Origin of the sequence: Streptomyces litmocidini (genome assembly GCF_014649755.1) — a bacterium.
Classification (GTDB): domain Bacteria; phylum Actinomycetota; class Actinomycetes; order Streptomycetales; family Streptomycetaceae; genus Streptomyces; species Streptomyces litmocidini.
This window is the reverse complement of sequence record NZ_BMTQ01000001.1, coordinates 581615-607942: the sequence shown is the minus strand read 5'-3', so window position 1 is coordinate 607942 and position 26328 is coordinate 581615. Positions and strand designations below refer to the sequence as shown.

Below are 26328 nucleotides of genomic sequence, written 5' to 3'. Positions count from 1 at the left end.
GGTCCCGCAGGACGGAGCCCCGGGGGAGGAACCGCTGAGCACACCCCCCGTGTGCGCGGCGCCCTCCGGACCGTTCGCCCCGGGGGCCCGCGCGGCGTGGACCGGGACGGCCGCCGCGCGCGCGTGACCCAGCGCACAGCTGCCGTATCGTTGACCGCGATCGATGGCGACAGATCGGCAGGGCAAGTGGGCAGGGAACGGGCAGGAGGCGGCCGGTGACCGCTGACGACGCGCACACGGGCGGCGGCGGTGCGGCCGAGCCGGCCGAACCCCCGACGTACCCCACCCCCCACCACGAGGTCGACCACACGGTCGAGCCGACCCACGACCCCCTCGCCATCCGCCTCGAACAGCTCATCCTCGGCGCAGACCGCCGCTACACCCCCTTCCAGGCCGCCCGCACCGCCGGCGTCTCCATGGAGCTCGCCTCCCGCTTCTGGCGGGCCATGGGCTTCGCGGACATCGGCCAGGCCAAGGCGCTCACCGAGGCCGACGTCCTCGCCCTGCGGCGGCTCGCCGGCCTCGTCGAGGCCGGGCTGCTCAGCGAGCCGATGGCCGTGCAGGTGGCCCGCTCCACCGGCCAGACCACCGCCCGGCTCGCCGAGTGGCAGATCGACTCCTTCCTGGAGGGCCTCACCGAGCCGCCCGAGCCCGGCATGACCCGCACCGAGGTCACGTACCCGCTGGTCGAGCTGCTCCTGCCGGAGCTGGAGGAGTTCCTCATCTACGTCTGGCGCCGGCAGCTCGCCGCCGCCACCGGCCGGGTGGTCCAGGCCGCCGACGACGAGGAGATGGTCGACCGCCGGCTCGCCGTCGGCTTCGCGGACCTCGTCGGCTTCACCCGCCTCACCCGCCGCCTGGAGGAGGAGGAGCTCGGCGAGCTCGTCGAAGCCTTCGAGACCACCTGCGCCGACCTCGTCGCCGCGCACGGCGGCCGGCTCATCAAGACCCTCGGCGACGAGGTGCTGTACTGCGCCGACGACCCCGGCACGGCCGCCGAGATCGCGCTCCGGCTCATCGAGACCCTCGGCCACGACGAGACGATGCCCGCGCTGCGCGTCGGCATCGCCTTCGGCACGGTGACGACCCGGATGGGCGACGTCTTCGGCACCACCGTGAACCTGGCCAGCCGCCTCACCTCGATAGCCCCGAAGGACGCCGTCCTCGTCGACGGCGCCCTCGCGGAGGAGCTGACCAGGACGGGCGAGGCGCCCGCCTCGGAGGCGGAGGCGGCCGAGGAGGCGGCCCGCGCGGAGAAGGAGGGCCGCCGGGCCGCGACGTACCGCTTCGCGCTCCAGCCCATGTGGCAGCGCCCGGTCCGGGGCCTCGGCGTCATCGAACCCTGGCTCCTGAGCCGCCGCCCCACTTAGGATCTCCCGGTGAACGCCCGTTAACACCCGTTGACGGGCTCGAACCGGGAGGGTGTGCGGTCATGTCCGAGCAGCGCTTTGGTGAGTTCGTGGTGGTCCGGAAGGACGGTCACGTCGCGGAGCTGGTCCTCGACCGGCCCAAGGCCATGAACGCCGTCTCCTCCGAGATGGCCCGGTCCATCGGCGCCGCCTGCGACGCCCTCGCCGCCGACCCCGAGGTCCGCGTCACCGTCCTGACCTCTTCGAACGACCGCGCCTTCTGCGTCGGCGCCGACCTCAAGGAGCGCAACTCCTTCACCGACGCCGAACTCGTCCGCCAGCGCCCGACCGCCCGCGCCGCCTACACCGGCGTCCTGGAGCTGCCCATGCCGACCGTCGCGGCCGTGCACGGCTACGCCCTCGGCGGCGGCTTCGAGCTGGCACTCTCCTGCGACGTCATCGTGGCCGACGCGACCGCCGTGGTCGGCCTCCCCGAGGTCTCCGTGGGCGTCATCCCCGGCGGCGGCGGTACGCAGCTGCTCCCGCGCCGGGTGGGCGCGGCGCGCGCCGCCGAGCTGGTCTTCACGGCCCGCCGGGTGGAGGCGGCCGAGGCCCGCGAGCTCGGCCTGGTCGACCTGCTGGAGGAGGACGCGCGGACGGCGGCCCTGGAGCTCGCCGGGCGGATCGCGGCGAACTCGCCGGTCGGCCTGCGCGCGGCGAAGAAGGCGATGCGGCTCGGCCAGGGCCTGGATCTGCGGGCGGGCCTGGAGGTCGAGGACGCGGCCTGGCGTTCGGTGGCGTTCTCGGGCGACCGGGCGGAGGGCGTGGCGGCCTTCAACGAGAAGCGGAAGCCGAACTGGCCGGGGGAGTGAGTCACCTCGGCCCCGCCCGCCCGGGAGCGAGCCTCCGTGGCTCCGCCCGCCCGGGAGCGGGCCTCCGTGGCTCCGCCCGCCCGGGAGCGGGCTTCATCGGCTCCGTCCGTCCCGGAGGTGAGTCCCCTCGGCCCCACCCGTCCCGCCAGGTGACTTCTGCCGTTTTGTATCAAATGTGACTTACGGTGACGTCCCGGTGGGGAAAACGGATCAAACCTCCCTAAGCTGGAGGAATGGGTGAGGACGGACGGCTGCGGGCCGTGGTGGCGCTGGCGCAGGCGATGGCGGCGGCGCACACCCCGCGCGAGTTCTGGCGGGCGGCGGCGCTCGGGGCCCGCGCGGGACTCGACGGGAGCTTCGCCGCCCTGTCCGTCTGGGAGCGGGACCACGGCCGCCTCAAGGTCCTGGTGAACGCCGGGGACCGGGCCGCGGGCGAGGAGGAGTTCCCGGACTCGGAGACGTATCCGGTGTACCAGTTCCCCGAGATCACCGAGTTCCTGCACGAGCAGTGGGCGGGCGGCGGCGAGCCCGACGCCTGGGTGGAGACCGCCGCCGACCCCGTGCCGACCGGTCGGGTGACGGGGCTGCGGCGGCGGGGACGCGGCTGCTGCGTGGTCGCCCCGATCGTGCTGCACGGGCGCGCGTGGGGGGAGCTGTACGTGGCCCGCCCGCCGGGGGAGAAACCTTTCAGCCGGGCGGACGCCGACTTCGCGACCGTCCTCGCGGCGGTCGTCGCCGCCGGCATCGCCCAGGCCGAACGCCTGGAGGAGGTCCGCAAGCTGGCCTTCACCGACCCCCTGACGGGACTGGCCAACCGGCGGGCCGTCGACACCCGCCTGGACGAGGCCATCGAGCGCTACCGGGCGGACGGCTCCGTCGTGAGCCTCGTGGTCTGCGACCTGAACGGCCTCAAGCGCGTCAACGACACCCATGGCCACGCCGTCGGCGACCGCCTCCTCGAACGCTTCGGCTCGGTCCTCTCCCGCTGCGGCGCCATGCTCCCCGGCGCCCTCGCGGCCCGCCTGGGCGGCGACGAGTTCTGCCTCCTCACCGTCGGCCCGACGGCGGACGAGGTCGTCGCGGTCGCCGAGGAGCTGTGCGTACGGGCGGCGGAGCTGGAGCTCGGGGAGGGCGTGGCCTGCGGGGTCGCGTCCACCGGGGACCCCATCGGCCCGCTCAGGTCGGCCCGCCGCCTCTTCCGGCTCGCGGACGCCGCCCAGTACCAGGCCAAGGCCGATCGGTCCACGAAGCCCGTCGTCGCGGGCCGCGACGGCACGGTCGTCCGGCTCGCGGACGCTCCCCCCGGAGCCCGGGACCGCCGCCGCTTCCGCGACGCCCCGACGACCGGTCCGCGCCTGGTGGAGCCGGACGCCCCGGGGGAGGAGCGCCTTCCGGACCCGGAGGAGGATCATCCTCCGGGCCCGGGGGAGGGGCGCCACCCGTGAGGGCGCCTTCCGGGCCCCCGTGGGAGCCCGGTGGCGAGGTGCGATCCGGTAAGGGGTCGTCCCGTGTGGGGACGGTGACGAAATCGGCTAGTGACATGTCGGTCTTCAATCCGTAGGGTGCTGAATATGGATATGCAGACAGTCGTCCTCGGCACGTCCGGCACGACCCCGCAGGACGTCATCGACGTCGCCCGCCACGGCGCCCGCGTCGAGCTGTCGACCGAGGCCGTGGCCGCCCTGGCCTCCGCCCGGGACATCGTCGACGCGCTCGCCGCCAAGCCCGAGCCCGTCTACGGGGTCTCCACCGGTTTCGGCGCACTCGCCACCCGGCACATCAGCCACGAGCTCCGCGCCCAGCTCCAGCGCAACATCGTCCGCTCGCACGCCGCCGGCATGGGCCCGCGCGTCGAGCGCGAGGTCGTCCGCGCCCTGATGTTCCTCCGCCTCAAGACCGTGGCCTCCGGGTACACCGGCGTCCGCCCCGAGGTCGCCCAGACCATGGCCGACGTCCTCAACGCCGGCATCACCCCCGTCGTCCACGAGTACGGCTCCCTCGGCTGCTCCGGCGACCTCGCCCCGCTCTCCCACTGCGCCCTCGCGCTCATGGGCGAGGGCGACGCCGAGGGCCCCGACGGCGTGGTGAAGCCCGCCGGCGAGCTCCTCGCCGCCGCCGGCATCGCCCCCGTCGAGCTCAAGGAGAAGGAGGGCCTCGCCCTCCTCAACGGCACCGACGGCATGCTCGGCATGCTGATCATGGCCCTCGCCGACCTCGACACCCTCTACAAGTCGGCCGACATCACCGCCGCCCTCTCCCTCGAAGCCCTCCTCGGCACCGAGAAGGTCCTCGAACCCGAGCTGCACACCGTCCGCCCGCACCCGGGCCAGGCCGCCTCCGCCGCCAACATGCTGGCCGTGCTCAAGGGCTCCGGCCTCACCGGCCACGCCCAGGCGGGCGAGGCCCCCCGCGTCCAGGACGCCTACTCGGTGCGCTGCGCCCCGCAGGTCGCCGGCGCCGGCCGCGACACCCTGGCCCACGCCCGGCTCGTCGCCGAGCGCGAGCTCGCCGCCGCCGTCGACAACCCGATCGTGCTGCCCAACGGCGAGGTCCGCTCCAACGGCAACTTCCACGGCGCCCCCGTCGCGTACGTCCTCGACTTCCTCGCGATCGCCGCCGCCGACCTCGGCTCCATCGCCGAGCGCCGCACCGACCGCCTCCTCGATAAGAACCGCTCGCACGGCCTCCCGCCGTTCCTCGCGGACGACGCCGGCGTCGACTCGGGCCTGATGATCGCCCAGTACACCCAGGCCGCCCTGGTCAGCGAGATGAAGCGGCTCGCCGTCCCGGCCTCCGCCGACTCCATCCCGTCCTCCGCGATGCAGGAGGACCACGTCTCCATGGGCTGGTCCGCCGCCCGCAAGCTGCGCACCGCGATCGGCAACCTCAACCGGATCATCGCGGTCGAGCTGTACGCCGCCACCCGCGGCATCGAGCTCCGCGAGGGCCTCACCCCGGCGCCCGCCTCGCAGGCCGCCATCGAGGCCCTGCGCGCGGCCGGCGTCGAGGGCCCCGGCCCGGACCGGTTCCTCGCCCCCGACCTGGCGGGCGCGGACGCCTTCGTGCGCGAAGGCAAGCTGGTCGCGGCCGTGGAGCCGGTCACCGGCCCGCTGGCGTAACGACGAGCCGTACGCGTACGGAAGGGCCGCCCCCGGTCTCCGGGGGCGGCCCTCCGCCCGTACGGGAAGCCGTCAGAAGGCGCGTCCCCGGCGCCGCATCGCGAGCGCCACGAAACCCGCCCCGACCCCCAGGAAACCCGTCCCGCCGAGCAGATACGCCGTGGTGTTCCGCCCCCCGGTCTCGGCCAGGCGCCCGTCGTCCGTGAGGGACGTGAGGGAACCGTCCCGGGTCACCCCGATCCGCGCCCCGCCGTCCTGGTCGGTGGCGTTCGCGGTCGGCACGAACCACAGGGCGCACAGCAGCGTCCCCGCGGCGATGGCGGTCAGCAGCAGGCGTCGGGAGGCGGACACGGAAATTTCGATCCCCCTTGCGGAAACCGCGAATTGGTCGGCACGCCGATGCTACGGAACACAGCGGGTCGTGGGAAAGCCGAGGCCCCCCGGCCCCCTACGCTCCGAACCATGAGCACAACTGAGTCCACACGCTATGTCCGCCTTCGCGTCGATGTCGTCCTGGAGATCGACGGCCCCGCCGAACTGACCGAGGCCGCCGAGGCCCGGATCGCCGACGACGAGTTCATGCCCGAGGAGGAGCGGGCGCACGCGCGCGAGGCCGCGCGCGAGGACAGCGCCGAGGCGCTCGCCTACCTCGTCGAGCCCTTCGACCTGATCCGCGACGTCCCCGGGATCGAGATGGTCCAGGCCTCCTGGAGCAGCGAGGAGATCGATTACGACCCCGATGCGCTGGAGTGGGACCTCGGCGAGGAAGATGGGGCCGGGGAGGACGACGACCGCTGACGCGGGAATCCGCACCAGGCGCGGACCCCGGGACGCCGTCCCGGGGTCCTTCCACGGCACCGGGAACCGGCGACGGGACTCCGCGCGTGTGAACCAGTGGTTGTTCCCCGTGGATCAGTGGCATTGCCCACAAACCCTCCGGTCACGGAACCGTACGGGGTGTCATGGGCGTTCATAGAAGAAGTTGGCAGGGAACCGGCGACGATGGAGAAGCGTGTGATGACGGTCGGCAAGCGCCGCAGGAGCCTGGCGGCGGCAGCCACGGTGCTCAGCGGCGTACTCGTGCTCTCGGCGTGCAACGACGGGGACAAGGACGGCAGCGCCTCCGGTTCCGCGTCGCCACAGTCACAGGCCCAGGTCGACGAGGCGGCCGCGCAGAAGACCTCCAAGGCGCAGATCACGATCTCGCCGAAGAACGGCGCACAGAACGCCTCCATCAACAACGACGCCAAGGTCACCGTGACCGAGGGCAAGCTCACCGAGGTCACCATGACCTCCGCCGAGGGCGCCCAGGTCAAGGGCGAGATAGCGGCCGACGGGCTCAGCTGGAAGCCGAGCGAGCAGCTCGAGCGGGCCACGGTCTACAAGATCGCCGCCACCGCCACCGACGCGGAGGGCCTGGAGGCGCACGAGAACTCCTCGTTCACCACCGTCTCGAAGGCCAACAGCTTCATCGGCAACTTCACGCCCGAGGACGGTTCGACCGTCGGCGTCGGCATGCCGGTCTCGATCAACTTCAACAAGGAGATCACCGACAAGAAGGCCGTCCAGAGCGGCATCACGGTCTCCTCCAGCTCCGGCCAGGAGGTCGTCGGGCACTGGTTCAACTCGACCCGTCTCGACTTCCGCCCCGACGCGTACTGGACCGAGGGCTCGACCGTCACGCTGAAGCTGAACCTCGACGGCGTCGAGGGCGCCGACGGCGTCTTCGGCGTGCAGCAGAAGACCGTCACCTTCAAGATCGGCCGCAACCAGGTCTCCATCGTCGACGCCGCCGCCAAGACCATGAAGGTCCAGCAGGACGGCAAGACGATCAAGACCATCCCGATCTCCGCCGGCTCCCCGGAGAACACCACCTACAACGGTCAGATGGTGATCTCCGAGAAGTTCAAGGAGACCCGGATGAACGGCGCCACCGTCGGCTTCACCGACGACGACGGCAAGGGCGAGTACGACATCAAGGACGTGCCGCACGCCATGCGCCTGTCCAACTCCGGCACCTTCGTCCACGGCAACTACTGGGGCGCGCGGTCGATCTTCGGCAACGTGAACACCAGCCACGGCTGCGTCGGCCTCGCCGACGTCAAGGGCGCCGGCGACCCGAACCAGATGGCCGCCTGGTTCTTCGACCACTCGCTCATCGGCGACGTCGTCGTCGTCAAGAACTCCAACGACAAGACGATCAAGCCCGACAACGGCCTCAACGGCTGGAACATGAGCTGGTCGGAGTGGAAGGCCGGCTCGGCGGTCTGACCCGTACGCGCACGACCGGGCCCCCCGCCGTCACCGGCGGGGGGCCCGGTCACTTCCCGGCCGCCGTCATTTCCGTACGTCCGCGGGCTCGTCCACACCCCACTGCGCGAGCAGCCGCAGCGCGTCCGCCGACGGCGTCCCCGGCTCCGCGTGGTACGTGACGAGCATCAGGTCCGGATCGTCCCCCGCCACCTGCAACGACTCGTACGACAAGGTCATCTCGCCCACCAGCGGATGCCGCAGCCTCTTGCTCCCGTGCCCCTTGTCGATCACCGTGTGCGCCGCCCACAACGACCGGAACTCCTCGCTCCTGACCGACAGCTCGCCGACCAGCGCGAGCAGCTCCTTGTCGTCCGGATAACACCCCGCGTACAGCCGCAGCGCGCTCACGACCTCGACCGCCTTGCACTCCCAGTCGATGTACAGGTCGCGCGCGTTCGGATCGAGGAACATCATCCGGGCCATGTTCCGCTCGCCCGGCTCCCACGCGGCGAAATCCCCGAACAGCGCCCGCGCCATCCGGTTCCAGGCCAGGATGTCGCCCCGGCGGCCCAGGACGAAGGCCGGCACGCCCTCCATCGAGTCCAGGAGCTGCGCGAGCCCCGGCCGGATCCGCTGCGGACGGGCGATCGCCGCCCGCTGCCGCTTCTTCACCGTCGGCTTCGCCAGATGCGTCAGATGCGCCCGCTCGGCGTCGCTCAGCCGCAGCGCCCGCGCGATCGAGTCGAGCACCTCCATGGACACGTTCCGCCCGTTGCCCTGTTCGAGCCGGGTGTAGTACGCCACCGACACCCCGGCCAGCTGCGCCAGCTCCTCCCGGCGCAGCCCCGGCACCCGCCGGTGCCGCCCGAACTCGGGCAGCCCCACGTCCTGCGGCTTCAGCCGGGCCCGCCGGGAGCGCAGGAATTCACCGAGTTCGGCACTGAGATCCATACGCCCCAAGTATCACCGGTCGCGCGGCGCGGCCGGACGTACGTTCCTGACCCTGCCAGTGGTAGGCACACCGGTCGTAGGCAGAACAGGTGGCTGGGTGGAGCCGTACGGCTCGGGCAGGCTTGCCACCATGACCACCCACGTTCCCGCTTACGCCGTCCCCGCCGCCAACGCCCCGCTGGAGCGCACCACCGTGCCGCGCCGGCCCGTCGGCGAGCACGACGTCCTCATCGAGATCAAGTACGCCGGAATCTGCCACTCCGACATCCACCAGGCCACCAACGGCTGGGGCGAGGGCATCTTCCCGATGGTCCCCGGCCACGAGATCGCCGGAATCGTCGCCGAGGTCGGCCCCGGCGTGACGAGGTTCCGGGTCGGCGACCGCGTCGGCGTCGGGTGCTTCGTCGACTCCTGCCGCGCGTGCGAGTACTGCCTGCGCGGCCTGGAGCAGTACTGCGTCACGGGCGGCACCGGCACGTACAACGCCCTCGACAAGAACGGCGATCCGACCTACGGCGGCTACTCCACGCACATCGTCGTCGACGAGAACTACACCCTGCGCATCCCCGAGGGCATCGGCCTCGACGAGGCCGCCCCGCTGCTCTGCGCCGGCATCACCCTCTACTCCCCGCTGGCCCACTGGCAGGCCGGCCCCGGCAAGAAGGTCGCGATCGTCGGCCTCGGCGGCCTCGGCCACATGGGAGTCAAGATCGCCCACGCGCTCGGCGCCGAGGTGACGGTCCTCAGCCAGTCGCTCAAGAAGCAGGAGGACGCCCTGAAGCTGGGCGCCGACCACTACTACGCGACGAGCGACCCGGAGACCTTCGCCGCCCTCCGGGGCACCTTCGACCTGGTGATCTCCACGGTCTCCGCGCCCCTCGACTTCAACGCCTACCTGAGCCTCGTCAAGACGGACGGCGCCCTCGTGAACGTCGGCGCCCCCGAGGAGCCCGTCTCCGTCGGCCTCTTCTCCCTCATCGGCGGCCGCAAGACCCTCGCCGGCTCGATGATCGGCGGCATCGCCGAGACCCAGGAGATGCTCGACTTCTGCGCCGCGCACGGCCTGGGCGCCGAGATCGAGCTGATCAGCGCCGACCGGATCAACGAGGCGTACGAGCGGGTCGTGAAGAGCGACGTCCGCTACCGCTTCGTCATCGACACGGCGACCATCTGACCCACCACGACGGCCGGGGCATGACGTCCGGGGTAATCGACCCGGTACGGCATGCCCCGGCACGCTTGCGGCATGACCGCATACGCCATCGGAAACCTGCACCCGAAGCCCGTCCTCGACGAGGAGGTCTTCCTCTACATGGAGCGCGTCCAGGCCACCCTCGACCCCTTCGGCGGCCGCTTCCTCGTCCACGGCGCCCCCGCCCGCGAGGTCCGCGAGGGCACCTGGCCCGGCGCCCTCGTGATCATCGGCTTCCCGACGTACGAGGACGCCCGCGCCTGGTACGACTCCGAGCCCTACCAGGCCCTGATCCCCCTCCGCACCCGGCACATGGCCGGCGACGTCCTCCTGGTCGAGGGGACCCCCGAGGGCTACGACCCCGCGGGGACGGCGGCGTCCCTGCGCGCGGCACGGGGCGGGGGTCCGGCCGCCTGAGCGCGGCCGGACCCCCGCCCCGAAGACCCCTATCCGGCCTTCGCGACCCCGATCGGGCAGGACAGGCCCGTGCCGCCGATGCCGCAGTAGCCCGCCGGGTTCTTGTCCAGGTACTGCTGGTGACGGGCCTCCGCCGGGTAGAAGGGGCGGGTCTCGTCGGCCGGGAGGACGCGGGTGGTGATCTCGCCGTGGCCGGAGGCCGTCAGGACCTTCTGGTAGGCCTCGCGGGACGCCCGGGCCCGCTCCGCCTGCCCGGGGGAGTGGGTGTAGATCGCCGAGCGGTACTGGGTGCCGACGTCGTTGCCCTGGCGGAAGCCCTGGGTGGGGTCGTGGGACTCCCAGAAGAGCTTCAGGAGCGACGCGTACGACGCCTTCGACGGGTCGAAGACGACGCGGACGACCTCGGCGTGTCCGGTCAGGCCCGAGCAGACCTCCTCGTACACCGGGTTCGGCGTGTGGCCGCCCTGGTAGCCGACGAGGGTCGTCCAGACGCCCCCGGCCTGCCAGAACGCGCGCTCGGCCCCCCAGAAGCAGCCCAGCGCGAAGTCGGCGACCTCCAGGCCCTCCGGGTAGGGGCCGAGGAGCGGGGTGCCGAGGACGGTGTGGCGCTCGGGCACGGAGAACTCCGGCTCGGGGCGGCCGCGCAGGGCCTGCTCGGGAGTGGGGAGGACGGGGGTCCGGGACAGGAACATGCTGCATCTCTCCTCGACGGTCGGCAGCGGTGTCAACGGTCCCGGCCGGAACCCGATTCCCCGGCGGCCCGTCAGCGCGGCAGCGTCGCCGGGCTGCCGCCGTTCGCCTCGTAGCCCGCGACCGCCAGGTTCCGGAAGACCGTGAACTCCGCCGCCGGGTCGGCGCTCAGCGTCCACGGGACCGCGCCCACGTGCCCGTCGACCCGCACCAGTTGGTGCATGGCCTCCGCCCAGCGCTCCGAGCGGACGAGGAACCAGACGAGCAGATGGCGGACGTGCGCGAGCATCGGGTCGTCGGGGCGGGCCGAGTGGACCGCGTACAGCGCGCCGTCCATCGCCTTGGACACCACCGCCGTGCGCCAGAAGTCCTGCACGAGCACCACGTCCGGCACGTGCTCGAACACCGCGAACAGCGGCAGCGCGGCGAGCAGCGACCCCCGCGGGGCGCGCGCCGCGGCCGTCGTCGCGAAGTGGTCGGCCTCCTCGCGCGAACCGTGCCACTTCTCGCACCAGTAGTGCAGGGCCGCCAGGTGCGCCCCCATGTGCTGCGGCGCGCGGTCGATCACCTTCGCCCACACCTGGTCGAACTGCTCGTGCCCGTAACCGAGTCCGCGCGCCACCGCGAGCCGCGTGACGTACGGCACCGGGTCGGCGGGGGCGAGCAGCGCCGCCTCCTCGGTGACCTTCAGCGCCTCCTCCAGGATGATCCGGAAGTCGTCCGTCCCGGCCGCCGAGGAGCGCCACGCCTGCTGCACCAGGAACTCGGCGTGCACGGCCGCGCCGCCCGCGTCCCGCGGCTCCTCCGCCCGCCAGGTCCGCAGCCACGCGCCGCCGGCGCCGGGCCGCTCCTGGAGTTCCAGGGAGGCCGCGCCCGCGAAGGCCTGCACGCGCTGCCAGCGCACCTCGCCCTCCGCGCCGGTGGCGGCGAGCAGCCGCGAGGCCGGCCGCCAGTCCTGGGTGGCCTGGACGACGTCGAGGACGTGCAGGAGTTCGTCGTCGGCACCCGGCAGCCGCACGTCCTGCTCCTCCTGGCGCACGAAGCCGTACGCCTCCGGGTCCGCCGCGTCCGGCGCCCCCGGCGCGACCTGCCGGATCCCTCCGCCGCCCCGGCGGCGCAGCACGTAGGGACCGAGGACGCCGAACAGCAGCCCGAGCGCGATCAGGAACCAGAGAATGTCCATGTGTCCATTGTCCAGGACACCCGGTGAGACGATCGAAGCGGCGGGAGGCGTACGCGACTACGCTCCTGACCCATGAGCGACCAGCACTCCCATCAGAGCTTCGAGACCCGCGCGATCCACGCGGGCAACACCGCCGACCCGCTGACCGGCGCGGTCGTCCCGCCCATCTACCAGGTGTCCACCTACAAGCAGGACGGCGTGGGCGGGCTGCGCGGCGGTTACGAGTACAGCCGCAGCGCCAACCCCACGCGCACCGCCCTGGAGGAGAACCTCGCGGCCCTGGAAGGCGGCCGCCGCGGCCTCGCCTTCGCCTCGGGCCTCGCGGCCGAGGACTGCCTGCTGCGCGCGCTCCTCGCGCCCGGCGACCACGTGGTCATCCCCAACGACGCCTACGGCGGCACCTTCCGGCTCTTCGCCAAGGTCGTGGAGCGCTGGGGCGTGGACTTCTCCGTCGCGAACACCTCCGACATCGAGTCGGTGCGCGGCGCGGTCAACGAGCGCACGAAGCTGATCTGGGTCGAGACCCCCTCGAACCCGCTCCTCGGCATCACCGACATCGAGGCCGTCGCCGGCGTCGCCCGCCAGGCCGGCGTGAAGCTCGTCGTCGACAACACCTTCGCCTCGCCGTACCTCCAGCAGCCGCTGGCGCTCGGCGCGGACGTCGTCGTGCACTCGCTCACCAAGTACATGGGCGGCCACTCCGACGTCGTCGGCGGCGCCCTGGTGACCGCGGACGAGGCGCTCGGCGAGGAGCTCGCGTACCACCAGAACGCGATGGGCGCGGTCGCCGGCCCCTTCGACTCGTGGATCGTGCTGCGCGGCATCAAGACCCTCGCCGTGCGCATGGACCGCCACAGCGAGAACGCGACGAAGATCGCCGAGATGCTGACCCAGCACCCGAAGGTCACCCAGGTCCTCTACCCGGGCCTCCCGGAGCACCCGGGGCACGAGATCGCGGCCAAGCAGATGCGGTCCTTCGGCGGCATGATCTCCTTCCGCGTGCAGGGCGGCGAGGACGCGGCCGTCGAGGTCTGCAACCGCGCGCAGCTCTTCACCCTCGGCGAGTCGCTGGGCGGCGTCGAGTCCCTCATCGAGCACCCGGGCCGGATGACCCACGCCTCCGTCGCGGGCTCCCTCCTGGAGGTCCCGGCCGACCTGGTCCGCATCTCGGTGGGCATCGAGAACGTCGACGACCTGCTCGCCGACCTGCGCCAGGCGCTGGGCTAGTCGCATCCGGCGGGACGGCCGGGCGCTCCCGTGCGCACGGGAGCACCCGGCCGTCGTCACCAGCCTTCCAGCGGCGGGGTCGTCTCCGCCGGCGGCACCTCCCACGGGTGGACCGTCGACGCCCACACCACGAAGGCGAACACGGCGACCGCGCCCAGGACCCACAGCACGCGCCGGACCCGCCGGGCGTGGTGGAGCCGCCGGGCCCCGCGCTCGGCGGCCCGCAGCGCGAGGTCGCGGGGCACCGGCGGATGCGGCGTGTCGAGCAGCCGCCGCACCGCCGCCTCCTTGTCCTCGTACCGGCTCACGCGCGGCTCCCCGGCCGGCTCCCGTCGGCATCCTCTCGCCGGCTTCCCGGGCCGATTTCGTACCGGCTCCCCGTGCCGGCCCTGGGTCGACTTGTCGCGTCGGCCTCGTACCGGTCACTCGCGCCGACCCCGTACCGGCTTCCCGCGCCGACCCCGTGCCGGCTCATGCCGCGGCCCCGGAGGCCTGCCGGGCGGCGGACCCGGGGGCGCCGTCCCGGGCGGCGGCCCTGAGCGTGGCGACCGAGCGGGCGCACACCGCGCGGACGCGGGCCTCGGAGAGGCCCAGCAGGGCCGCGACCTGCTCCTCCGCGACCCCCTCGCACAGCCGCAGGACGACGACGAGCCGCTCCTGCGGGGAGAGCACGGAGAGCACCCCGCCCCGCCCGCCGTGACGGCGCCAGGCGGTGCGGGCGAAACGGGCGGCGAGATCGCGGCGCGCGAGGTCGTACGGATCCTCGTCGCGCAGCCGGTCCCACACCGCGTACGCATGCGCGAGGGCGGCGGTCAGCAGGGACCGGGCGTACGGGTTGTGGGCGCGGGTCTCGGCGGTGAGCAGCGTCGCGGCGTGCAGCAGCCGCCCCGCGGCCCCGGCCACGAACGCCTCGAACTCCCGTGTGCGGTGGGCGTGTTCGGCGCCCCGTCCGCGCTGCTGCTCTCGCACCTCCTCATCTGAGGACAGCGCGGGGGCGGGGTCAAGAGGTCTGCGTGGACTCGGCCCCGGCCGCCGCGTGGCCCGTGTGCGCCGACTGCCGTGCGGACAGGGCGGTGTTGAAGCGGGTGAGCAGGGTGCAGAAGGACTCCCGCTCGTCCGGGGTCCAGCCCTCCGTGACCTCGACCATCAGCTGCCGTCGCGAGGAGCGGACCTCCTCCAGGCGCGCGAGGCCGCGCGGCGAGAGCTGGAGGACGACCGCCCGCCCGTCCTCCGGGTGCGAGGTGCGCTTCACCAGGCCGGTGTCGACGAGCGGGGCGACCTGGCGGGTCACGGTGGACGAGTCGATCCCCATGCCCGCCGCGAGCGCCTTCACGCCCATCGGGCCCTCCTGGTCGAGGCGGTTGAGGAGGAGGTAGGCCGCGCGGTCCATGGAGTTGCGGAGCTGGCCGGTGCCGCCGAGGCGGGTCTGCTCGGCGCGGCGGGCGAAGACGGCCACCTGGTGCTGGAGGGCATCGAGGAGACCGGGGTCGAGCGCAGTCGTCATGTCCTGAGAATTGGGCATGGCTGGGGGTCTCTCTCGTGCGGGGGTGGTCGGTCGGTGGGGGACAGAGTACGCGGCCCCGCCGGGGTCCGTACCGGCGCTGCGCAAACCCGTCCCGCGGCCCGCCCACCGGGCGGCCACGGGGGCCGTGAGCTGCGAGACTTGCTGTCATGAGCTTCCGTACGCCAGACCCCTTGCACCGGCTGATGCTCGACGACGTGCGGGGGGCGCAGAAGATGCTGGCCGGGGTGGTCAGGATGACGGCGATGGAGGGCAACCGCCATCTGTCCTCGCTGGTCGGAGCCCCGGTCCACCTCAAGTGCGAGAACCTGCAGCGGACCGGCTCCTTCAAACTGCGCGGGGCGTACGTGCGGATCGCCGGGCTGCGGCCCGAGGAGCGGGCGGCCGGGGTGGTCGCGGCCTCCGCGGGCAACCACGCGCAGGGCGTCGCGCTCGCCTCGAAACTGCTCGGGGTGCACGCCACCGTCTTCATGCCGGTCGGCGCCCCGCTGCCGAAGGTCGCGGCGACCCGCGACTACGGCGCGGACGTCCGGATGCACGGCCACGTCGTCGACGAGACGCTCGCGGCGGCGCAGGAGTACGCCCACGAGACCGGCGCGGTCTTCATCCACCCCTTCGACCACCCCGACGTCATCGCCGGGCAGGGCACGGTCGGCCTGGAGATCCTGGAGCAGTGCCCCGAGGTGCGGACGGTCCTCGTCGGCATCGGCGGCGGCGGGCTCGCGGCCGGCATCGGCCTCGCGGTGAAGTCGGTGCGCCCGGACGTGAAGGTGATCGGCGTCCAGGCGGAGGGCGCGGCCGCCTACCCGCCCTCGCTGGCCGCCGGGCACCCCGTGGTGGTCGACTCGCCGGTGACGATGGCCGACGGGATCAAGGTCGGACGCCCGGGCGACGTGCCGTTCGCCCTGATCCAGGAGTACGTCGACGAGGTCCGCACGGTCTCCGAGGACGCGCTCTCCTCGGCGCTGCTGCTCTGCCTGGAGCGGGCGAAGCTGGTGGTCGAACCGGCCGGCGCGAGCCCGGTGGCGGCCCTCCTCGCCGACCCGACCTCCTTCCGGGGGCCGGTCGTCGCGGTCCTCTCCGGCGGGAACGTCGACCCCCTGCTGCTCCAGCGGATCCTGCGGCACGGCATGGCCGCCGGCGGCCGCTACCTGAGCCTGCGGCTGCGCGTCACCGACCGGCCGGGGGCGCTCGCGACCCTCCTCGCGGTCCTGACGGTGGTCGACGCGAACGTCCTGGACGTGAGCCACGTACGGACCGATCCGCGCCTCGGGCTGACGGAGGCGGAGGTCGAGCTGCACCTGGAGACGAAGGGCCCGGAGCACTGCCGGGAGGTGGAGGAGGCGCTGCGGGACGCCGGGTACACGGTGCTCGGCTGACACCCGCGCACACGCCCTTCCCGTACGCGCGGGCCTCCCCGCGTCCGCGCAGGTATAGCCCCGTCCGCGCAGGTCTCCCCCGTACGCCTCCCCGGTGCGTCCCCTCCCTAGAGGCCCCTGCGCTCCCGGGCCGCCCGGTGCAGGACGGTCACCAGGCCGCCGCCGACCAGGGCCCCCGCCGCGAGCAGGCCCAGGGGCCGGCCGAGGCCCGGGAGGCCGGGCTCCCGCCGGGCGGCCGGGACCGTGAGGACGAGCGCCGGCTCCCCGCCCCGGGCCCCGCCGTGGACGGCGGCCGCCGCCCGGGCGGCCGTCTCGTGCGCCAGCGAGCGCTCCAGGCGGAGCAGGAGGGGGCCCGGGTCCGTCCCGGCGGCCGCGGCGAACTCCTCGACCGCGACCCGGGTGGGCAACTGCTTCTGGTTCAGGAACCGTTCCCACGAGGAACGGCTGTAGTGGGTGCGCTGTGCGAGCTTGCCGTAGCTCAGTGCGGTGACGTCCTTGATGCGGCGCATCTCGGCGGCCAGCTCGGCCCAGGGCGTCGTCGTGTCACAGCCGGCGCACCCCGGCTCCTCCGTCGCCCCCGCCCCACCGGTCCTGCCCGTGCCGCCCGTCCCGTCGGTCCTGCCCGTGCCGTGCGCGCCGATCGCCATCTCGTGATCCCCCGTCGTCGTCGTGCTCCGTGCGAGGGCTCCAGCTTCGCCCGAGGGGCCAACAGCCCGCCAACAGCACGCCAACGGGCGTCCCGGGCCGCCGCCCGGGACACCCAGGACGGACGCAGGACGGACGCGGGACGGACGCAGGACGGACGCGGCTCGCGTCCGACCGCGTGCCCGAGGCCAGGCACTCGCCGGGCGAGGACCTGCCCGAAATCCTAGGATCGGTAAGGAATGCCCGAATCTCCCTGGGAGGATCCCCATGCCAGGCGCGATCTACGCCGAAGGTCTGGTGAAGACCTTCGGGGACGTACGAGCTCTGGACGGGGTGGACCTCGACGTGCCGGAGGGCACGGTCCTCGGTCTGCTCGGCCCGAACGGGGCGGGGAAGACGACCGCCGTGCGGGTCCTGACGACCCTGATCCGACCGGACAGCGGAAGGGCCGTCGTCGCCGGGACCGACGTCCTCGAGCACCCCGACGAGGTCCGCCGCTCGATCGGTCTCTCCGGCCAGTTCGCGGCGGTCGACGAGTACCTCACCGGCCGCGAGAACCTCCGGATGGTCGGACGGCTCTACCAGATGAGGGCCGGGGCGGCGAAGGCGCGGGCCGACGAACTGCTCGAACGGTTCCACCTCGCCGACGCCGCGGACCGGCAGGCCAGGACGTACTCCGGCGGCATGCGCCGCCGCCTCGACCTCGCGGCGGCCCTCGTCGCCTCCCCGCCGGTCATGTTCATGGACGAGCCGACCACCGGCCTCGACCCGCGCAACCGGCAGGAGCTCTGGGGCGTCGTCGAGGAACTCGTCGCCGGCGGCACCACCCTGCTCCTCACCACCCAGTACCTGGAGGAGGCCGACCGCCTCGCCCACGACATCTGCGTCGTCGACCACGGCCGGGTCATCGCCCGCGGCACCTCCGACCAGCTCAAGGACCGGACGGGCGGCGAGCGCGTCGAGGTCGTCGTGCACGAGCCGGAGATGATCGACGACGCCCGGGACGTCCTCGCCCGCTACGGCGTCGCGGGGGCCGGCCGCGGCGAGGTGTCCGTCGAGGAGCACACCCGCAAGCTCACCGTCCCCGTCACCGGCGGCGCCAAGCTGCTCGCCGAGGTCATCCGCGACCTGGACGCCGTCGGCGCCGAGATCGACGACATCGGGCTGCGCCGCCCCACCCTCGACGACGTCTTCATCTCCCTCACCGGCCACGCCGCCGACCGGGTCGAGGAGGAGGGCGAGCGCGAGCCGGCGGCCGGGGGCCGGAAGAACCGGAAGGAGGCCGTGAAGTGACCACCGTCCCGGGGCCGGCCGACGGGCTGACCGCCCCGCGCCCGCGCGGGGGGATCGTCCGGTCCGTCAACGACTCGCTCGTGATCGCGCGCCGCAACCTGATCAGGATGTCCCGCATCCCCGAGATGGTCGTCTTCGGGCTGATCCAGCCGATCATGTTCGTGGTGCTGTTCAGCTACGTCTTCGGCGGTTCGATGCAGATCGGGGACTCGACCTCCCCGACCGTCTACCGCGAGTTCCTGATGGCCGGCATCTTCGCCCAGACCGTCACCTTCGCCACGGCCGGAGCGGGCGCGGGCATCGCCGACGACATGCACAAGGGCCTGATCGACCGCTTCCGCTCCCTGCCGATGGCCCGCGGCGCGGTCCTCACCGGCCGCACCCTCGCCGACCTGGTCCAGACGACGCTCACCCTCGTCGTCCTCACGGTCGTCGCCCTGCTGGTGGGCTGGCGCATCCACGAGGGCGTCCCCAAGGCGCTGGGCGCCTTCGTCCTCCTGCTCCTCCTCGGCTACGCCTTCTCCTGGATCGGCGCGCTGATCGGCCTCTCGGTCCGCACCCCGGAGGCGGCGACCTCGGGCGGCCTGATCTGGCTCTTCCCGGTCACGTTCATCTCGAACGCGTTCGTGGACTCCGACAACCTGCCCTCCTGGCTGCAGCCCGTCGCCGAGTGGAACCCGTTCAGCGCGACCGTCCAGGCCTGCCGCGTACTCTTCGGCAATCCCGGCGTCTCGACCTCCGACGCGTGGCCGATGCAGCACCCGGTGTGGGCGTCGCTCCTCTGGTCGGTCCTGATCATCACGGTCTTCCGGACGCTGTCGGTACGCAAGTACCGCTCGGCGACGGCGTGACGGCCGGAGGCCTCAGGGCAGGTAGCCGGAGACCACCAGGCCCTCGGGGAAGGCCAGGAAGGCAGCCCCTCCGGCGGCGAGCACCTCCGCCGGGAACTCCGGGTCCTCGGCGCCCTCCGGCAGCTTCGGCTCGTAGTCCTCGAAGTCCGTGGCGTCGGCCGGACCGGCCGCCGGGTACGACCTCACGCTCCCCTCGCCCACCGCGAGGAGCCGGTCGCCCGCGAAGCAGACCTGCTCCGCCCGCCGTTCGGAGACCCGCCACCGCTCCCGGCCGCTCGCCACGTCGTACGCGGTGAGCGTCCCGGCCTCGCCGAGGACGGCCACGAGCCCGTCCCCGTTCACCGCGACGGAGGCCGCCGCCCCGCTCCCCAGCGCGTGGCGCGGGGCCAGGGTCCGGTCGTCGAGGACGGTGACCGACGCGTCCGACGGGCCCGTGCACAGCACGCTCCTGCTCCTCTCGTGCACGGTCAGGGCGCCGCACGGGGTCCCGCCCCGCCCCACGATCCGGCCCGTACCGGGGTCGAGGGCGACCGGGCCGCCGGAGTCCATCGGCACGAGGACCCGGCCGCCGCCCACCACCAGCTGCTCCGGCACCCCGTCGAGCGGCGTCCGCCACAGCACCTCGCCGTCCTTGAGGCGCACGGCGGAGACGAGCCCCTTGCCGTCCTCCGACACGTCGAAGTACGAGGAGTAGAGGACGCCGTCCACCAGGTCCGTGCCCTTCACGCCCCAGCCGCCGTCCGGGACCGGTGTCTTCCCGCGCGCCGCGCCGTCCGCGATCCCGTACGCGGCGATGCCGTCCGCGTCCGTCAGGTAGACGGTGTCGTCGACGACCGCCGGGTACATGGGGCCGACCGGCGAGGTGTCGCGCCGTCCCGGCACCGTCCACAGCCGTTTGCCGTCCGAGGCGCGCAGCCCGACGGCCGAGCCGCCCGCGCCCGTGCAGACGAGGACCTCGGGGGCGAGCGCGCAGGGACCGATCGGCATACCCGTCTCGACCGACCAGGGCGACCAGCCGGCCGGACGGTGGGCGCGGTCCGTGCCGGCCTCCCCGAAGTCGTGGGTGTGGCCCTCGCCGCCGTACGGCAGGACGACCTGGCTCAGGGTGGTGACCGGCGCCGCGGTGCCGGCGCCGGTGCCGGCCGTGGGCCCGGCGACGCCGCCCGCGGACGCGCCGTCCCGCCCGTCGGCCCGGTTCAGCAGCACCGCGCCCACCGCCGCCACCAGGGCCAACGCCACCGCACCGGCGGTGACCGCGCCCCGGCGCCGCCGCCCCACGGGTGCCGCGGGGAGCGCCGGCCGTTCCGTCAGGGCCGTGGGGGAGTACGGCACGACCGGCCCGAGCGTCGGCAGCTCGGCCACGCCCGCGCCGGAGGCCGCCGCCTCGCCGGCGCTCCGGGCCGCCTCCCCGTACGCGGCGAGCAGCGACAGCACCGCGCCGGGCCACGGGAAGACCTCGGGGACACCGCCGCCGAGCAGCCCGGCCAGCTCCGCCGCCGACGGCCGCTGCGCCGGGTCGAGCCGCAGACAGCGCTCCAGGACCGGCCGCAGCTCCTCCGGCACCCCGTCGAGGTCGGCCTCGGCCCGGCTGATCCGGTAGATCACGGCCGCCATCTCGTCGTCGTGGAACGGTCCCCGGCCGCTCGCCGCGAACGCGAGCACCGCGCCCAGGCAGAACACGTCCGAGGCGGGCACCACCGCCCGGCTCCCCACCAGGTGCTCCGGCGACATGAAGCCGGGGGAGCCCACCACCAGGCCGGTCGAGGTCAGCGCCGTGGCCTCGAAGGCCTGCGCGATGCCGAAGTCGATCAGCTTCGGTCCGGCCGCGGCGAGCAGCACGTTCGCCGGCTTGAGGTCCCGGTGCAGCACCTCCGCCGCGTGCACGCCCGCCAGCGCCCCCGCGAGCGCGGCCCCGAGCGCCCGGACGGTCCCGGCGGGCAGCGCCCCGGACCGTACGACCGCCTCCGCGAGCGAGGGGCCGGGCACGTACTCGGTCGCCAGCCACGGCGAGGGCGCGTCGGCGTCCGCGTCCACGAGGCGTGCGACGCCCGGCCCGTCCACGGTCCGCGCCGCCGCGATCTCCCGCCGGAACCGGGTCCTGAAGTCCCCGTCGGCCTCCAGGTCGTCCCGTACGGTCTTCACCGCGACCATCCGGTACGGATCGGCCGTCGGCGCGTCCGCACGGCAGGCGAGGTGCACCTCGCCCATGCCGCCGGCGCCGAGGCGGGCGAGCAGCCGGTAGGGGCCCAGGATCCGCGGGGGCCGTCCGGGCGGCAGTGCTTCCAGCAAGGGACTACTCCTCGGGCAGCGCGACGGAGGCGACGACACCGGTGTCGTACACGACGTGGACGACACCGCCGAGCGGCAGGACCACCGGCGGGCGGATCTCCCGGCCCAGGTAGGTGCCGCCCGCGCGGGCGTACGACTCCTGGGCGCGCGGCCCGGGGGCGCCCGGCACGGGCACGACGCGCTCCTCGCCGGGCGTGCGGCCGGCGTCCAGCGGCACCACGTGCAGGGCCGAGAAGTCGGCGTACAGGACCGAGTTCCCGGCGATCAGCGGGTCGGAGACGAGTTGCTTCCGGCCGTCGGCCGAGGTGCGCGGGGGCGGCGGGTAGTGGCCGAGGGGCCTGCCGGTGGCGGGGTCGAGGACGTACATGCCGGCGGGCCCGGTCGTGTTCCTCCAGTCGGCCCAGTCCATGGCGCCGCCGTCGAGGACGACGGCGGCGCGTGCGGACACCGCGGTGGGCCAGGCGCCCGACTTCGCGACCTCGTCGGGGACCGCGAGCCGGCCGCCGCCGACCGGGGCGAGCGTCGTGGCGTCCAGGCGGTACATCCTGAGGGCGGACGCGTTCGACGCGTCGAGCGTCGCGCAGTAGGCGTACCGGCCCTGGACGTGGAGACTGTCGCACTTCTCGGCCTCGGACGGCACCTGGCCGCGCTGCTGGCCGGTCTTCGCGTCGAACGACACGAAACCGCCGTCGCTCATCGCGTACACGAGCCCGTTCGCGTAGGCGACGGGTTCGAAGTCGCGGAACGCGACCCGTGCGAGGTCGGCGTTGGTGAGGGCCTTGGACCACAGCGTGCGGCCGTCCGCCAGGGCGAAGGCCGTCACCCGGTCCTCGTCCTCGCCCCCGGTCGGGACGAAGACGGTGCCGCCGCCCACGACCGGCTGGGTGCGCATCCCGGCCCGGGCGGTGTTCTCCTTTTCCCAGCGCACCGCGCCGCTGCGGGCGTCCCGGACCTGGAGGCGCCCGCCGGAGAGCAGGACGACGGAGTCGTCGTGGACGGCCGGGACGTCCGTGCTGCCCGCGATGAAGATCCCGCCGGTGGGTCCGATGAAGCTCTCGTCGTCGCGCGGGTCCGCGACCAGGTCAGCGCTCCACAACCGCTTCCCGCTCGCCGGGTCGAGGGCCTCGTAGCGCCCGTCCGTCGTCCGGCACACCAGCGCCTTCTCCCCGGCCGAGCAGCCGAAGGCCGGGGCGCTCAGCCTCGCCCGCCAGGGCTTCCAGCCGACCGGGCGCTGGGCCGCGTTCTGCGGGACGACGCCCGAGGCGTCGGCGGGGCCGCGGTCGTTCACGCCGGGGACGCGGGGTCCGGCGGGCGGGGCGGCCTTCGCGGGAACCTTCGGCCCCGGATCGGGCCACAGGGCGTACGCGCCGAGCCCACCGGCCACCACGGCGAGCGCGAGGGCGGCGGCGAGCAGCCGCCTGCGGCTCCGTCGCGGCGGAGCGGAGGGCGGGACGTGCGGGGCGACGGGCGGGAGCGTCGGCACGGCGTGCAGTCCCGGGACGGCCGGGGTGACGACGGGCCCGGCCTGCGTCGCCTCCAGGAGCGGCCCGCCGGAGGCGACGAGCCGGGCGAGTTCCCTGCCGTACGCGCCGATGTGCTCCCGTACGCCCTCCGGCCACGGGAAGACCTTCCCGGCCGCGCCGCCGAGCGTCCCGGCCAGCGCCTCCGGGGCGGGCCGCGCCGCCGGGTCCGCGGCCAGGCAGGCGGCGATCGTCCCGCGCAGCTCCTCCGGGACGCGGGACAGGTCGGCCTCGGCCCGGGAGACGCGGTACAGGACGGCCGCCAGGGGCCCGTCGCCGAAGGGGTCCTCGCCGGTCGCCGCGTAGCAGAGCAGCGAGCCGAGGCAGAACACGTCGGAGGCGGCCGTGACGCGGCGCGCGCCGGCCACGTGCTCGGGGGACATGAAGGAGGGCGTGCCGACCATCACACCGGTCGCGGTCATGGTGGTCGCGGTGTTGCTGCGGGCGATCCCGAAGTCGATGAGGCGGGGGCCGTCGACGGAGAGCATGACGTTTCCGGGCTTGAGGTCCCGGTGCAGGACCCCGGCCCCGTGCAGGTCGGCGAGGGCCCGGGCGACGTCCGCGCCGAGCGCCCGCACGGTGGCGACGGGCAGCGGGCCGCCGCGCCGCACGGCTTGCGCGAGGCTGGGCCCGGGGACGTACGCGGTGGCCAGCCAGGGCACCTCGGCGTCGGCGTCGCCGCCGACGGGCGCGGCGGCGCGGGCGCTGTCGACGAGGGCGGCGACCTTGATCTCGCGCCGGAAGCGGTCCCGGAAGGCCGGATCGCCGGCGACGTCGCGGCGCACGGTCTTCACGGCGACGAAGCCGCCGCCGTCCGGTCCGGCGGCGTCCCGCGCGAGGAACACCTCGCCCATCCCGCCGGCGCCGAGCCGGGCGAGCACCTCGTACGGTCCGATCCGTCGCGGCGCGCCCTCGCGCAGCGGTCCCAGCACCTCGTCCTCCCCCTGGTGACGTGACGTCAGATCCGCATCATTGCATGTGCATGCAAGACGAAGGGCCGGCCCCCGTGGGGCCGGCCCTTCGCTCGAGGAACGCGGATCAGCCGGTGTACGGCTTGGCGCTGAGGATCTTCACCGTGGCCTTCTTGCCGTTCGGCAGCTCGTACTCCGCGTCCTCGCCGACCTTCTTGCCGTTGACGCCGACGCCGAGCGGCGACTGCGGCGAGTACGTCTCGATGTCGTCGCTCGCGTACTCGCGGGAGGCGAGCAGGAAGTCCAGCGTGTCGTCCTCGTCGCCGTCGAAGGCGATCGTGACGACCATGCCGGGCGCGACGACGCCCTCTTCGGCCGGAGCCTCTCCGACCTTGGCGTGCTCCAGGAGCTGGGTGAGCTGGCGGACCCGGAGCTCCTGCTTGCCCTGCTCCTCCTTGGCCGCGTGGTACCCGCCGTTCTCGCGCAGGTCGCCCTCTTCGCGCGCCGCCGCGATCTTGGCGGCGATCTCGGTACGCGCGGGACCAGTCAGGTACTCAAGCTCGTCCTTGAGCTTGGTGTACGCCTCCTGGGTGAGCCAGGTGACGTTGTCGCTGGTCTGGGTCACGGGTGCTCCTCGTAGGTACTGGGAATACAAAGCATCGCCCTACACGGAAAAGCTGCGCTGTCCCGGGCGGGCGAAACCACGAGCCTAACAATGAGTGGCGAAAAGCGGGAGGACATAAACCACCGGAATGGCGTCTCCCCAGGTCACCGCGGTGACTCGCCGGGACTCGACATCCCGTCCCTACCCACCGCTACCGCGCCGTACACCCGAGGAGCTCGGCACTCGTCGCGCGGGCGGTCGTACGGAGCGAGAAGACGCGGTCGACCCGGCTCGCGGCGTCGTCGATCCGCACGTCCTTGCGGGCCACCTCGGTCCCGTCCTCGGAGCGCGAGCGCAGCGTGCAGACGCCCTTGACGCCCTCGTCCTTGCGGATCTCCAGGTGCACCTGGACCTCGTCGGCGCTCACCACGTCGAACTTGATCAACTCGGCGCTGATCTTGCTCTCCACGACGTAGTGCCAGCCGAACCAGCCCATCATGCCGAGGAAGAGGACCCCGAGCACCGCTCCGGCGATCCTGAGCTTGCGGTCGGCCCGCTCGTCCGCGGAACGCCCGTAGCGCCCCTCGGGCAGCTGCTCTCGCACCGCGCTCATGGGTGATCCTCTCGAAGCCGGGGGTGGCGGAATTTTCACTCCCCCGATTCCGTCACTATAGAGACCACCCTCCGCGTCGAATCACTGAGGATCGAGTCTTGACTGAGCAGCTGCGACTGATGGCCGTTCACGCCCACCCCGACGACGAGTCGAGCAAGGGTGCGGCCACGATGGCCAAGTACGTGTCCGAGGGGGTGGACGTCATGGTCGTGACGTGCACGGGCGGCGAGCGCGGCTCGGTCCTGAACCCCAAGCTCCAGGGCGACCCCTACATCGAGGCGAACATCCACGAGGTGCGCCGCAAGGAGATGGACGAGGCCCGCGAGATCCTCGGCGTCTCCCAGCACTGGCTGGGATTCGTCGACTCGGGCCTGCCCGAGGGCGACCCGCTGCCCCCGCTGCCCGAGGGCTGCTTCGCCCTGGAGGACGTCGACACGGCGGCCGGGGCGCTGGTCCGCGAGATCCGCTCCTTCCGTCCCCAGGTCGTCACGACCTACGACGAGAACGGCGGGTACCCGCACCCCGACCACATCATGACCCACAAGATCACGATGGTGGCCTTCGACGGTGCGGCCGACGCCGAGAAGTACCCGGAGGCCGAGTTCGGCCCGGTCTGGCAGCCGCTGAAGCTCTACTACAACCAGGGCTTCAACCGCCCCCGCACCGAGGCCCTGCACGAGGCGCTCCTGGCGCGCGGCCTGGAGTCGCCGTACGGGGACTGGCTGAAGCGCTGGGACGAGTTCGGGGGCAAGGCGCGCAACCTCACCACGCACGTGCCCTGCGCGGACTTCTTCGAGATCCGCGACAAGGCCCTGATCGCCCACGCCACGCAGATCGACCCCGACGGCGGCTGGTTCCGGGTCCCGATGGAGATCCAGAAGGAGGTCTGGCCGACGGAGGAGTACGAGCTCAGCAAGGCGCTGGTCCCGACCTCCCTCCCCGAGGAAGATCTCTTCGCGGGCATCCGCGACAATGCCTGACATGAGCGCACACCTGGCACTGACCCAGCTTGTCCCCTTCGCCGCCGAAGAGCTGGACAAGAACAAGGTGACCCCCGGCGTCCTCGGCTTCGTCGTCTTCGCGGTCCTGGCCCTCGCGGTCTGGCTGCTGATGAAGTCGATGAACCGCCACATGGGCAAGATCTCCTTCGAGGAGACCCCGGACCCGGCGACGGCCGGGAACACCCCGAAGAAGCCGACCGCCACCCAGGGCAAGTGACCACCCGCCCCCTGGGCCGTACCTCCCGGAGGTACGGCCCAGGGGGCGGTCCCGTCCCGAGGGGCACACCGCGCCGACGCGCCGGGCCGGGCACGATCCGGGTGCGGTCCGGGGCCGGGGCGCGCCGGCGGCTCCGGGCCCACGGGGCCTCGGCACGGTTCGGGAGGCCTCGGCCGCGGAGCGACGGAGTCTTTCCGCGTCCCCGGCTACGGAGCGGCGGGGCCCTTCCG

General features: G+C 73.5%; 26 protein-coding genes. 14 read left to right on the top strand and 12 right to left on the bottom strand.

Annotated features, from left to right (window positions below; translation table 11 throughout):
* Nucleotides 1-215: 215 nt before the first annotated feature.
* The 4 genes from IE180_RS02735 to hutH all read left to right on the top strand — a co-directional run bounded on the left by IE180_RS02735 (nt 216) and on the right by hutH (nt 5340).
* Nucleotides 216-1370 carry an adenylate/guanylate cyclase domain-containing protein gene (locus tag IE180_RS02735; RefSeq protein ID WP_190155089.1) on the top strand — a complete coding sequence of 385 codons (1155 nt, stop codon included), beginning with the start codon at nt 216-218 and terminating at the stop codon, nt 1368-1370.
* A gap of 62 nt (nt 1371-1432) precedes the next feature.
* Nucleotides 1433-2221 (top strand): enoyl-CoA hydratase/isomerase family protein, encoded by a 789-nt coding sequence (locus IE180_RS02730; RefSeq protein ID WP_093874377.1) that lies wholly within the window; start codon nt 1433-1435, stop codon nt 2219-2221.
* A 233-nt stretch (nt 2222-2454) separates the two neighbouring features.
* On the top strand, nt 2455-3666 hold the full coding sequence (locus IE180_RS02725; protein ID WP_229860253.1) for a GGDEF domain-containing protein: 1212 nt from the start codon (nt 2455-2457) through the stop codon (nt 3664-3666).
* A 132-nt stretch (nt 3667-3798) separates the two neighbouring features.
* Nucleotides 3799-5340 carry a histidine ammonia-lyase gene (gene hutH, locus IE180_RS02720; protein ID WP_190155221.1) on the top strand — a complete coding sequence of 514 codons (1542 nt, stop codon included), beginning with the start codon at nt 3799-3801 and terminating at the stop codon, nt 5338-5340.
* Between the two features lie 72 nt (nt 5341-5412).
* Here hutH and IE180_RS02715 read toward each other — a convergent pair whose 3' ends face one another.
* Nucleotides 5413-5691, bottom strand: coding sequence for an LPXTG cell wall anchor domain-containing protein (locus IE180_RS02715; protein WP_190155088.1), 279 nt, complete (start codon nt 5689-5691; stop codon nt 5413-5415).
* Nucleotides 5692-5802: 111 nt separating this feature from the next.
* On the opposite strand from IE180_RS02715, the gene IE180_RS02710 reads away from it, so the two are divergent.
* Complete coding sequence (locus tag IE180_RS02710; protein WP_190155087.1) at nt 5803-6138, top strand: hypothetical protein; 336 nt, start codon at nt 5803-5805, stop codon at nt 6136-6138.
* Nucleotides 6139-6342: 204 nt separating this feature from the next.
* On the top strand, nt 6343-7611 hold the full coding sequence (locus IE180_RS02705; RefSeq protein ID WP_190155086.1) for a L,D-transpeptidase: 1269 nt from the start codon (nt 6343-6345) through the stop codon (nt 7609-7611).
* Nucleotides 7612-7677: 66 nt separating this feature from the next.
* On the opposite strand, the gene IE180_RS02700 is transcribed toward IE180_RS02705, so the two are convergent.
* A complete protein-coding gene (locus tag IE180_RS02700; protein WP_190155085.1) occupies nt 7678-8544 on the bottom strand; it encodes a helix-turn-helix transcriptional regulator in 867 nt (288 codons plus the stop codon).
* Nucleotides 8545-8674: 130 nt separating this feature from the next.
* Between IE180_RS02700 and IE180_RS02695 the strand changes: the two genes are divergently transcribed.
* Together IE180_RS02695 and IE180_RS02690 are read left to right on the top strand one after the other, a co-directional pair.
* A complete protein-coding gene (locus IE180_RS02695; protein WP_190155084.1) occupies nt 8675-9718 on the top strand; it encodes an NAD(P)-dependent alcohol dehydrogenase in 1044 nt (347 codons plus the stop codon).
* 72 nt (nt 9719-9790) lie between these two features.
* Complete coding sequence (locus IE180_RS02690) at nt 9791-10153, top strand: DUF1330 domain-containing protein (protein WP_190155083.1); 363 nt, start codon at nt 9791-9793, stop codon at nt 10151-10153.
* Nucleotides 10154-10182: 29 nt separating this feature from the next.
* Here IE180_RS02690 and msrA read toward each other — a convergent pair whose 3' ends face one another.
* Nucleotides 10183-10845, bottom strand: coding sequence for a peptide-methionine (S)-S-oxide reductase MsrA (msrA, locus tag IE180_RS02685; RefSeq protein WP_190155082.1), 663 nt, complete (start codon nt 10843-10845; stop codon nt 10183-10185).
* A gap of 71 nt (nt 10846-10916) precedes the next feature.
* Nucleotides 10917-12026 carry a hypothetical protein gene (locus IE180_RS02680; RefSeq protein ID WP_190155081.1) on the bottom strand — a complete coding sequence of 370 codons (1110 nt, stop codon included), beginning with the start codon at nt 12024-12026 and terminating at the stop codon, nt 10917-10919.
* A 72-nt stretch (nt 12027-12098) separates the two neighbouring features.
* On the opposite strand from IE180_RS02680, the gene IE180_RS02675 reads away from it, so the two are divergent.
* On the top strand, nt 12099-13253 hold the full coding sequence (locus IE180_RS02675; RefSeq protein ID WP_190155080.1) for a cystathionine gamma-synthase: 1155 nt from the start codon (nt 12099-12101) through the stop codon (nt 13251-13253).
* 56 nt (nt 13254-13309) lie between these two features.
* Here IE180_RS02675 and IE180_RS02670 read toward each other — a convergent pair whose 3' ends face one another.
* The 3 genes from IE180_RS02670 to IE180_RS02660 all read right to left on the bottom strand — a co-directional run bounded on the left by IE180_RS02670 (nt 13310) and on the right by IE180_RS02660 (nt 14775).
* Nucleotides 13310-13561, bottom strand: a complete 252-nt coding sequence (locus tag IE180_RS02670) for a hypothetical protein (protein WP_190155079.1) — start codon at nt 13559-13561, stop codon at nt 13310-13312.
* A 163-nt stretch (nt 13562-13724) separates the two neighbouring features.
* A complete protein-coding gene (locus IE180_RS02665) occupies nt 13725-14222 on the bottom strand; it encodes a sigma factor-like helix-turn-helix DNA-binding protein (RefSeq protein ID WP_190155078.1) in 498 nt (165 codons plus the stop codon).
* A 31-nt stretch (nt 14223-14253) separates the two neighbouring features.
* Nucleotides 14254-14775 (bottom strand): MarR family winged helix-turn-helix transcriptional regulator, encoded by a 522-nt coding sequence (locus tag IE180_RS02660; protein ID WP_190155077.1) that lies wholly within the window; start codon nt 14773-14775, stop codon nt 14254-14256.
* Nucleotides 14776-14924: 149 nt separating this feature from the next.
* On the opposite strand from IE180_RS02660, the gene ilvA reads away from it, so the two are divergent.
* Nucleotides 14925-16154 carry a threonine ammonia-lyase gene (ilvA, locus tag IE180_RS02655; RefSeq protein ID WP_190155076.1) on the top strand — a complete coding sequence of 410 codons (1230 nt, stop codon included), beginning with the start codon at nt 14925-14927 and terminating at the stop codon, nt 16152-16154.
* A gap of 107 nt (nt 16155-16261) precedes the next feature.
* On the opposite strand, the gene IE180_RS02650 is transcribed toward ilvA, so the two are convergent.
* Nucleotides 16262-16801 (bottom strand): helix-turn-helix domain-containing protein, encoded by a 540-nt coding sequence (locus IE180_RS02650; protein WP_190155075.1) that lies wholly within the window; start codon nt 16799-16801, stop codon nt 16262-16264.
* Nucleotides 16802-17066: 265 nt separating this feature from the next.
* Here IE180_RS02650 and IE180_RS02645 point away from each other — a divergent pair, with 265 nt between their 5' ends.
* Together IE180_RS02645 and IE180_RS02640 are read left to right on the top strand one after the other, a co-directional pair.
* Complete coding sequence (locus IE180_RS02645; RefSeq protein ID WP_190155074.1) at nt 17067-18092, top strand: ATP-binding cassette domain-containing protein; 1026 nt, start codon at nt 17067-17069, stop codon at nt 18090-18092.
* Complete coding sequence (locus IE180_RS02640; RefSeq protein ID WP_190155073.1) at nt 18089-18943, top strand: ABC transporter permease; 855 nt, start codon at nt 18089-18091, stop codon at nt 18941-18943. The genes IE180_RS02645 and IE180_RS02640 overlap by 4 nt, the downstream gene beginning before the upstream one ends.
* 12 nt (nt 18944-18955) lie before the next feature.
* Here IE180_RS02640 and IE180_RS02635 read toward each other — a convergent pair whose 3' ends face one another.
* From IE180_RS02635 to IE180_RS02620, 4 genes are all read right to left on the bottom strand, one after another.
* Entirely contained in the window at nt 18956-21232 is a 2277-nt protein-coding gene (locus IE180_RS02635; RefSeq protein WP_190155072.1) for a serine/threonine-protein kinase, read from the bottom strand.
* 4 nt (nt 21233-21236) lie between these two features.
* On the bottom strand, nt 21237-23684 hold the full coding sequence (locus IE180_RS02630) for a serine/threonine-protein kinase (protein ID WP_229860252.1): 2448 nt from the start codon (nt 23682-23684) through the stop codon (nt 21237-21239).
* A 106-nt stretch (nt 23685-23790) separates the two neighbouring features.
* Nucleotides 23791-24288 carry a transcription elongation factor GreA gene (gene greA, locus IE180_RS02625; RefSeq protein ID WP_190155071.1) on the bottom strand — a complete coding sequence of 166 codons (498 nt, stop codon included), beginning with the start codon at nt 24286-24288 and terminating at the stop codon, nt 23791-23793.
* 190 nt (nt 24289-24478) lie between these two features.
* The gene (locus tag IE180_RS02620) at nt 24479-24880 is read right to left on the bottom strand and encodes a DUF4307 domain-containing protein (RefSeq protein WP_190155070.1); all 402 of its coding nucleotides are present in this window, start codon (nt 24878-24880) and stop codon (nt 24479-24481) included.
* 98 nt (nt 24881-24978) lie between these two features.
* On the opposite strand from IE180_RS02620, the gene mca reads away from it, so the two are divergent.
* Together mca and IE180_RS02610 are read left to right on the top strand one after the other, a co-directional pair.
* The gene (mca, locus tag IE180_RS02615; protein ID WP_190155069.1) at nt 24979-25860 is read left to right on the top strand and encodes a mycothiol conjugate amidase Mca; all 882 of its coding nucleotides are present in this window, start codon (nt 24979-24981) and stop codon (nt 25858-25860) included.
* Nucleotides 25853-26098, top strand: coding sequence for a hypothetical protein (locus IE180_RS02610; protein WP_373302643.1), 246 nt, complete (start codon nt 25853-25855; stop codon nt 26096-26098). The genes mca and IE180_RS02610 overlap by 8 nt, the downstream gene beginning before the upstream one ends.
* Nucleotides 26099-26328: the final 230 nt, after the last annotated feature.

What these genes read in the sequence shown, in the direction of transcription:
- ilvA (WP_190155076.1), top strand. Translation starts at nt 14,925, where the DNA reads ATGAGCTTCCGTACGCCAGACCCCTTGCACCGGCTGATGCTCGACGAC.
- IE180_RS02660 (WP_190155077.1), bottom strand. Translation starts at nt 14,775, where the DNA reads ATGCCCAATTCTCAGGACATGACGACTGCGCTCGACCCCGGTCTCCTC.
- IE180_RS02730 (WP_093874377.1), top strand. Translation starts at nt 1,433, where the DNA reads ATGTCCGAGCAGCGCTTTGGTGAGTTCGTGGTGGTCCGGAAGGACGGT.
- msrA (WP_190155082.1), bottom strand. Translation starts at nt 10,845, where the DNA reads ATGTTCCTGTCCCGGACCCCCGTCCTCCCCACTCCCGAGCAGGCCCTG.
- IE180_RS02690 (WP_190155083.1), top strand. Translation starts at nt 9,791, where the DNA reads ATGACCGCATACGCCATCGGAAACCTGCACCCGAAGCCCGTCCTCGAC.
- IE180_RS02620 (WP_190155070.1), bottom strand. Translation starts at nt 24,880, where the DNA reads ATGAGCGCGGTGCGAGAGCAGCTGCCCGAGGGGCGCTACGGGCGTTCC.
- IE180_RS02645 (WP_190155074.1), top strand. Translation starts at nt 17,067, where the DNA reads ATGCCAGGCGCGATCTACGCCGAAGGTCTGGTGAAGACCTTCGGGGAC.
- hutH (WP_190155221.1), top strand. Translation starts at nt 3,799, where the DNA reads ATGCAGACAGTCGTCCTCGGCACGTCCGGCACGACCCCGCAGGACGTC.
- IE180_RS02705 (WP_190155086.1), top strand. Translation starts at nt 6,343, where the DNA reads ATGGAGAAGCGTGTGATGACGGTCGGCAAGCGCCGCAGGAGCCTGGCG.
- IE180_RS02680 (WP_190155081.1), bottom strand. Translation starts at nt 12,026, where the DNA reads ATGGACATTCTCTGGTTCCTGATCGCGCTCGGGCTGCTGTTCGGCGTC.
- IE180_RS02700 (WP_190155085.1), bottom strand. Translation starts at nt 8,544, where the DNA reads ATGGATCTCAGTGCCGAACTCGGTGAATTCCTGCGCTCCCGGCGGGCC.
- IE180_RS02695 (WP_190155084.1), top strand. Translation starts at nt 8,675, where the DNA reads ATGACCACCCACGTTCCCGCTTACGCCGTCCCCGCCGCCAACGCCCCG.
- IE180_RS02675 (WP_190155080.1), top strand. Translation starts at nt 12,099, where the DNA reads ATGAGCGACCAGCACTCCCATCAGAGCTTCGAGACCCGCGCGATCCAC.
- IE180_RS02610 (WP_373302643.1), top strand. Translation starts at nt 25,853, where the DNA reads ATGCCTGACATGAGCGCACACCTGGCACTGACCCAGCTTGTCCCCTTC.
- IE180_RS02725 (WP_229860253.1), top strand. Translation starts at nt 2,455, where the DNA reads ATGGGTGAGGACGGACGGCTGCGGGCCGTGGTGGCGCTGGCGCAGGCG.
- IE180_RS02710 (WP_190155087.1), top strand. Translation starts at nt 5,803, where the DNA reads ATGAGCACAACTGAGTCCACACGCTATGTCCGCCTTCGCGTCGATGTC.
- IE180_RS02650 (WP_190155075.1), bottom strand. Translation starts at nt 16,801, where the DNA reads ATGGCGATCGGCGCGCACGGCACGGGCAGGACCGACGGGACGGGCGGC.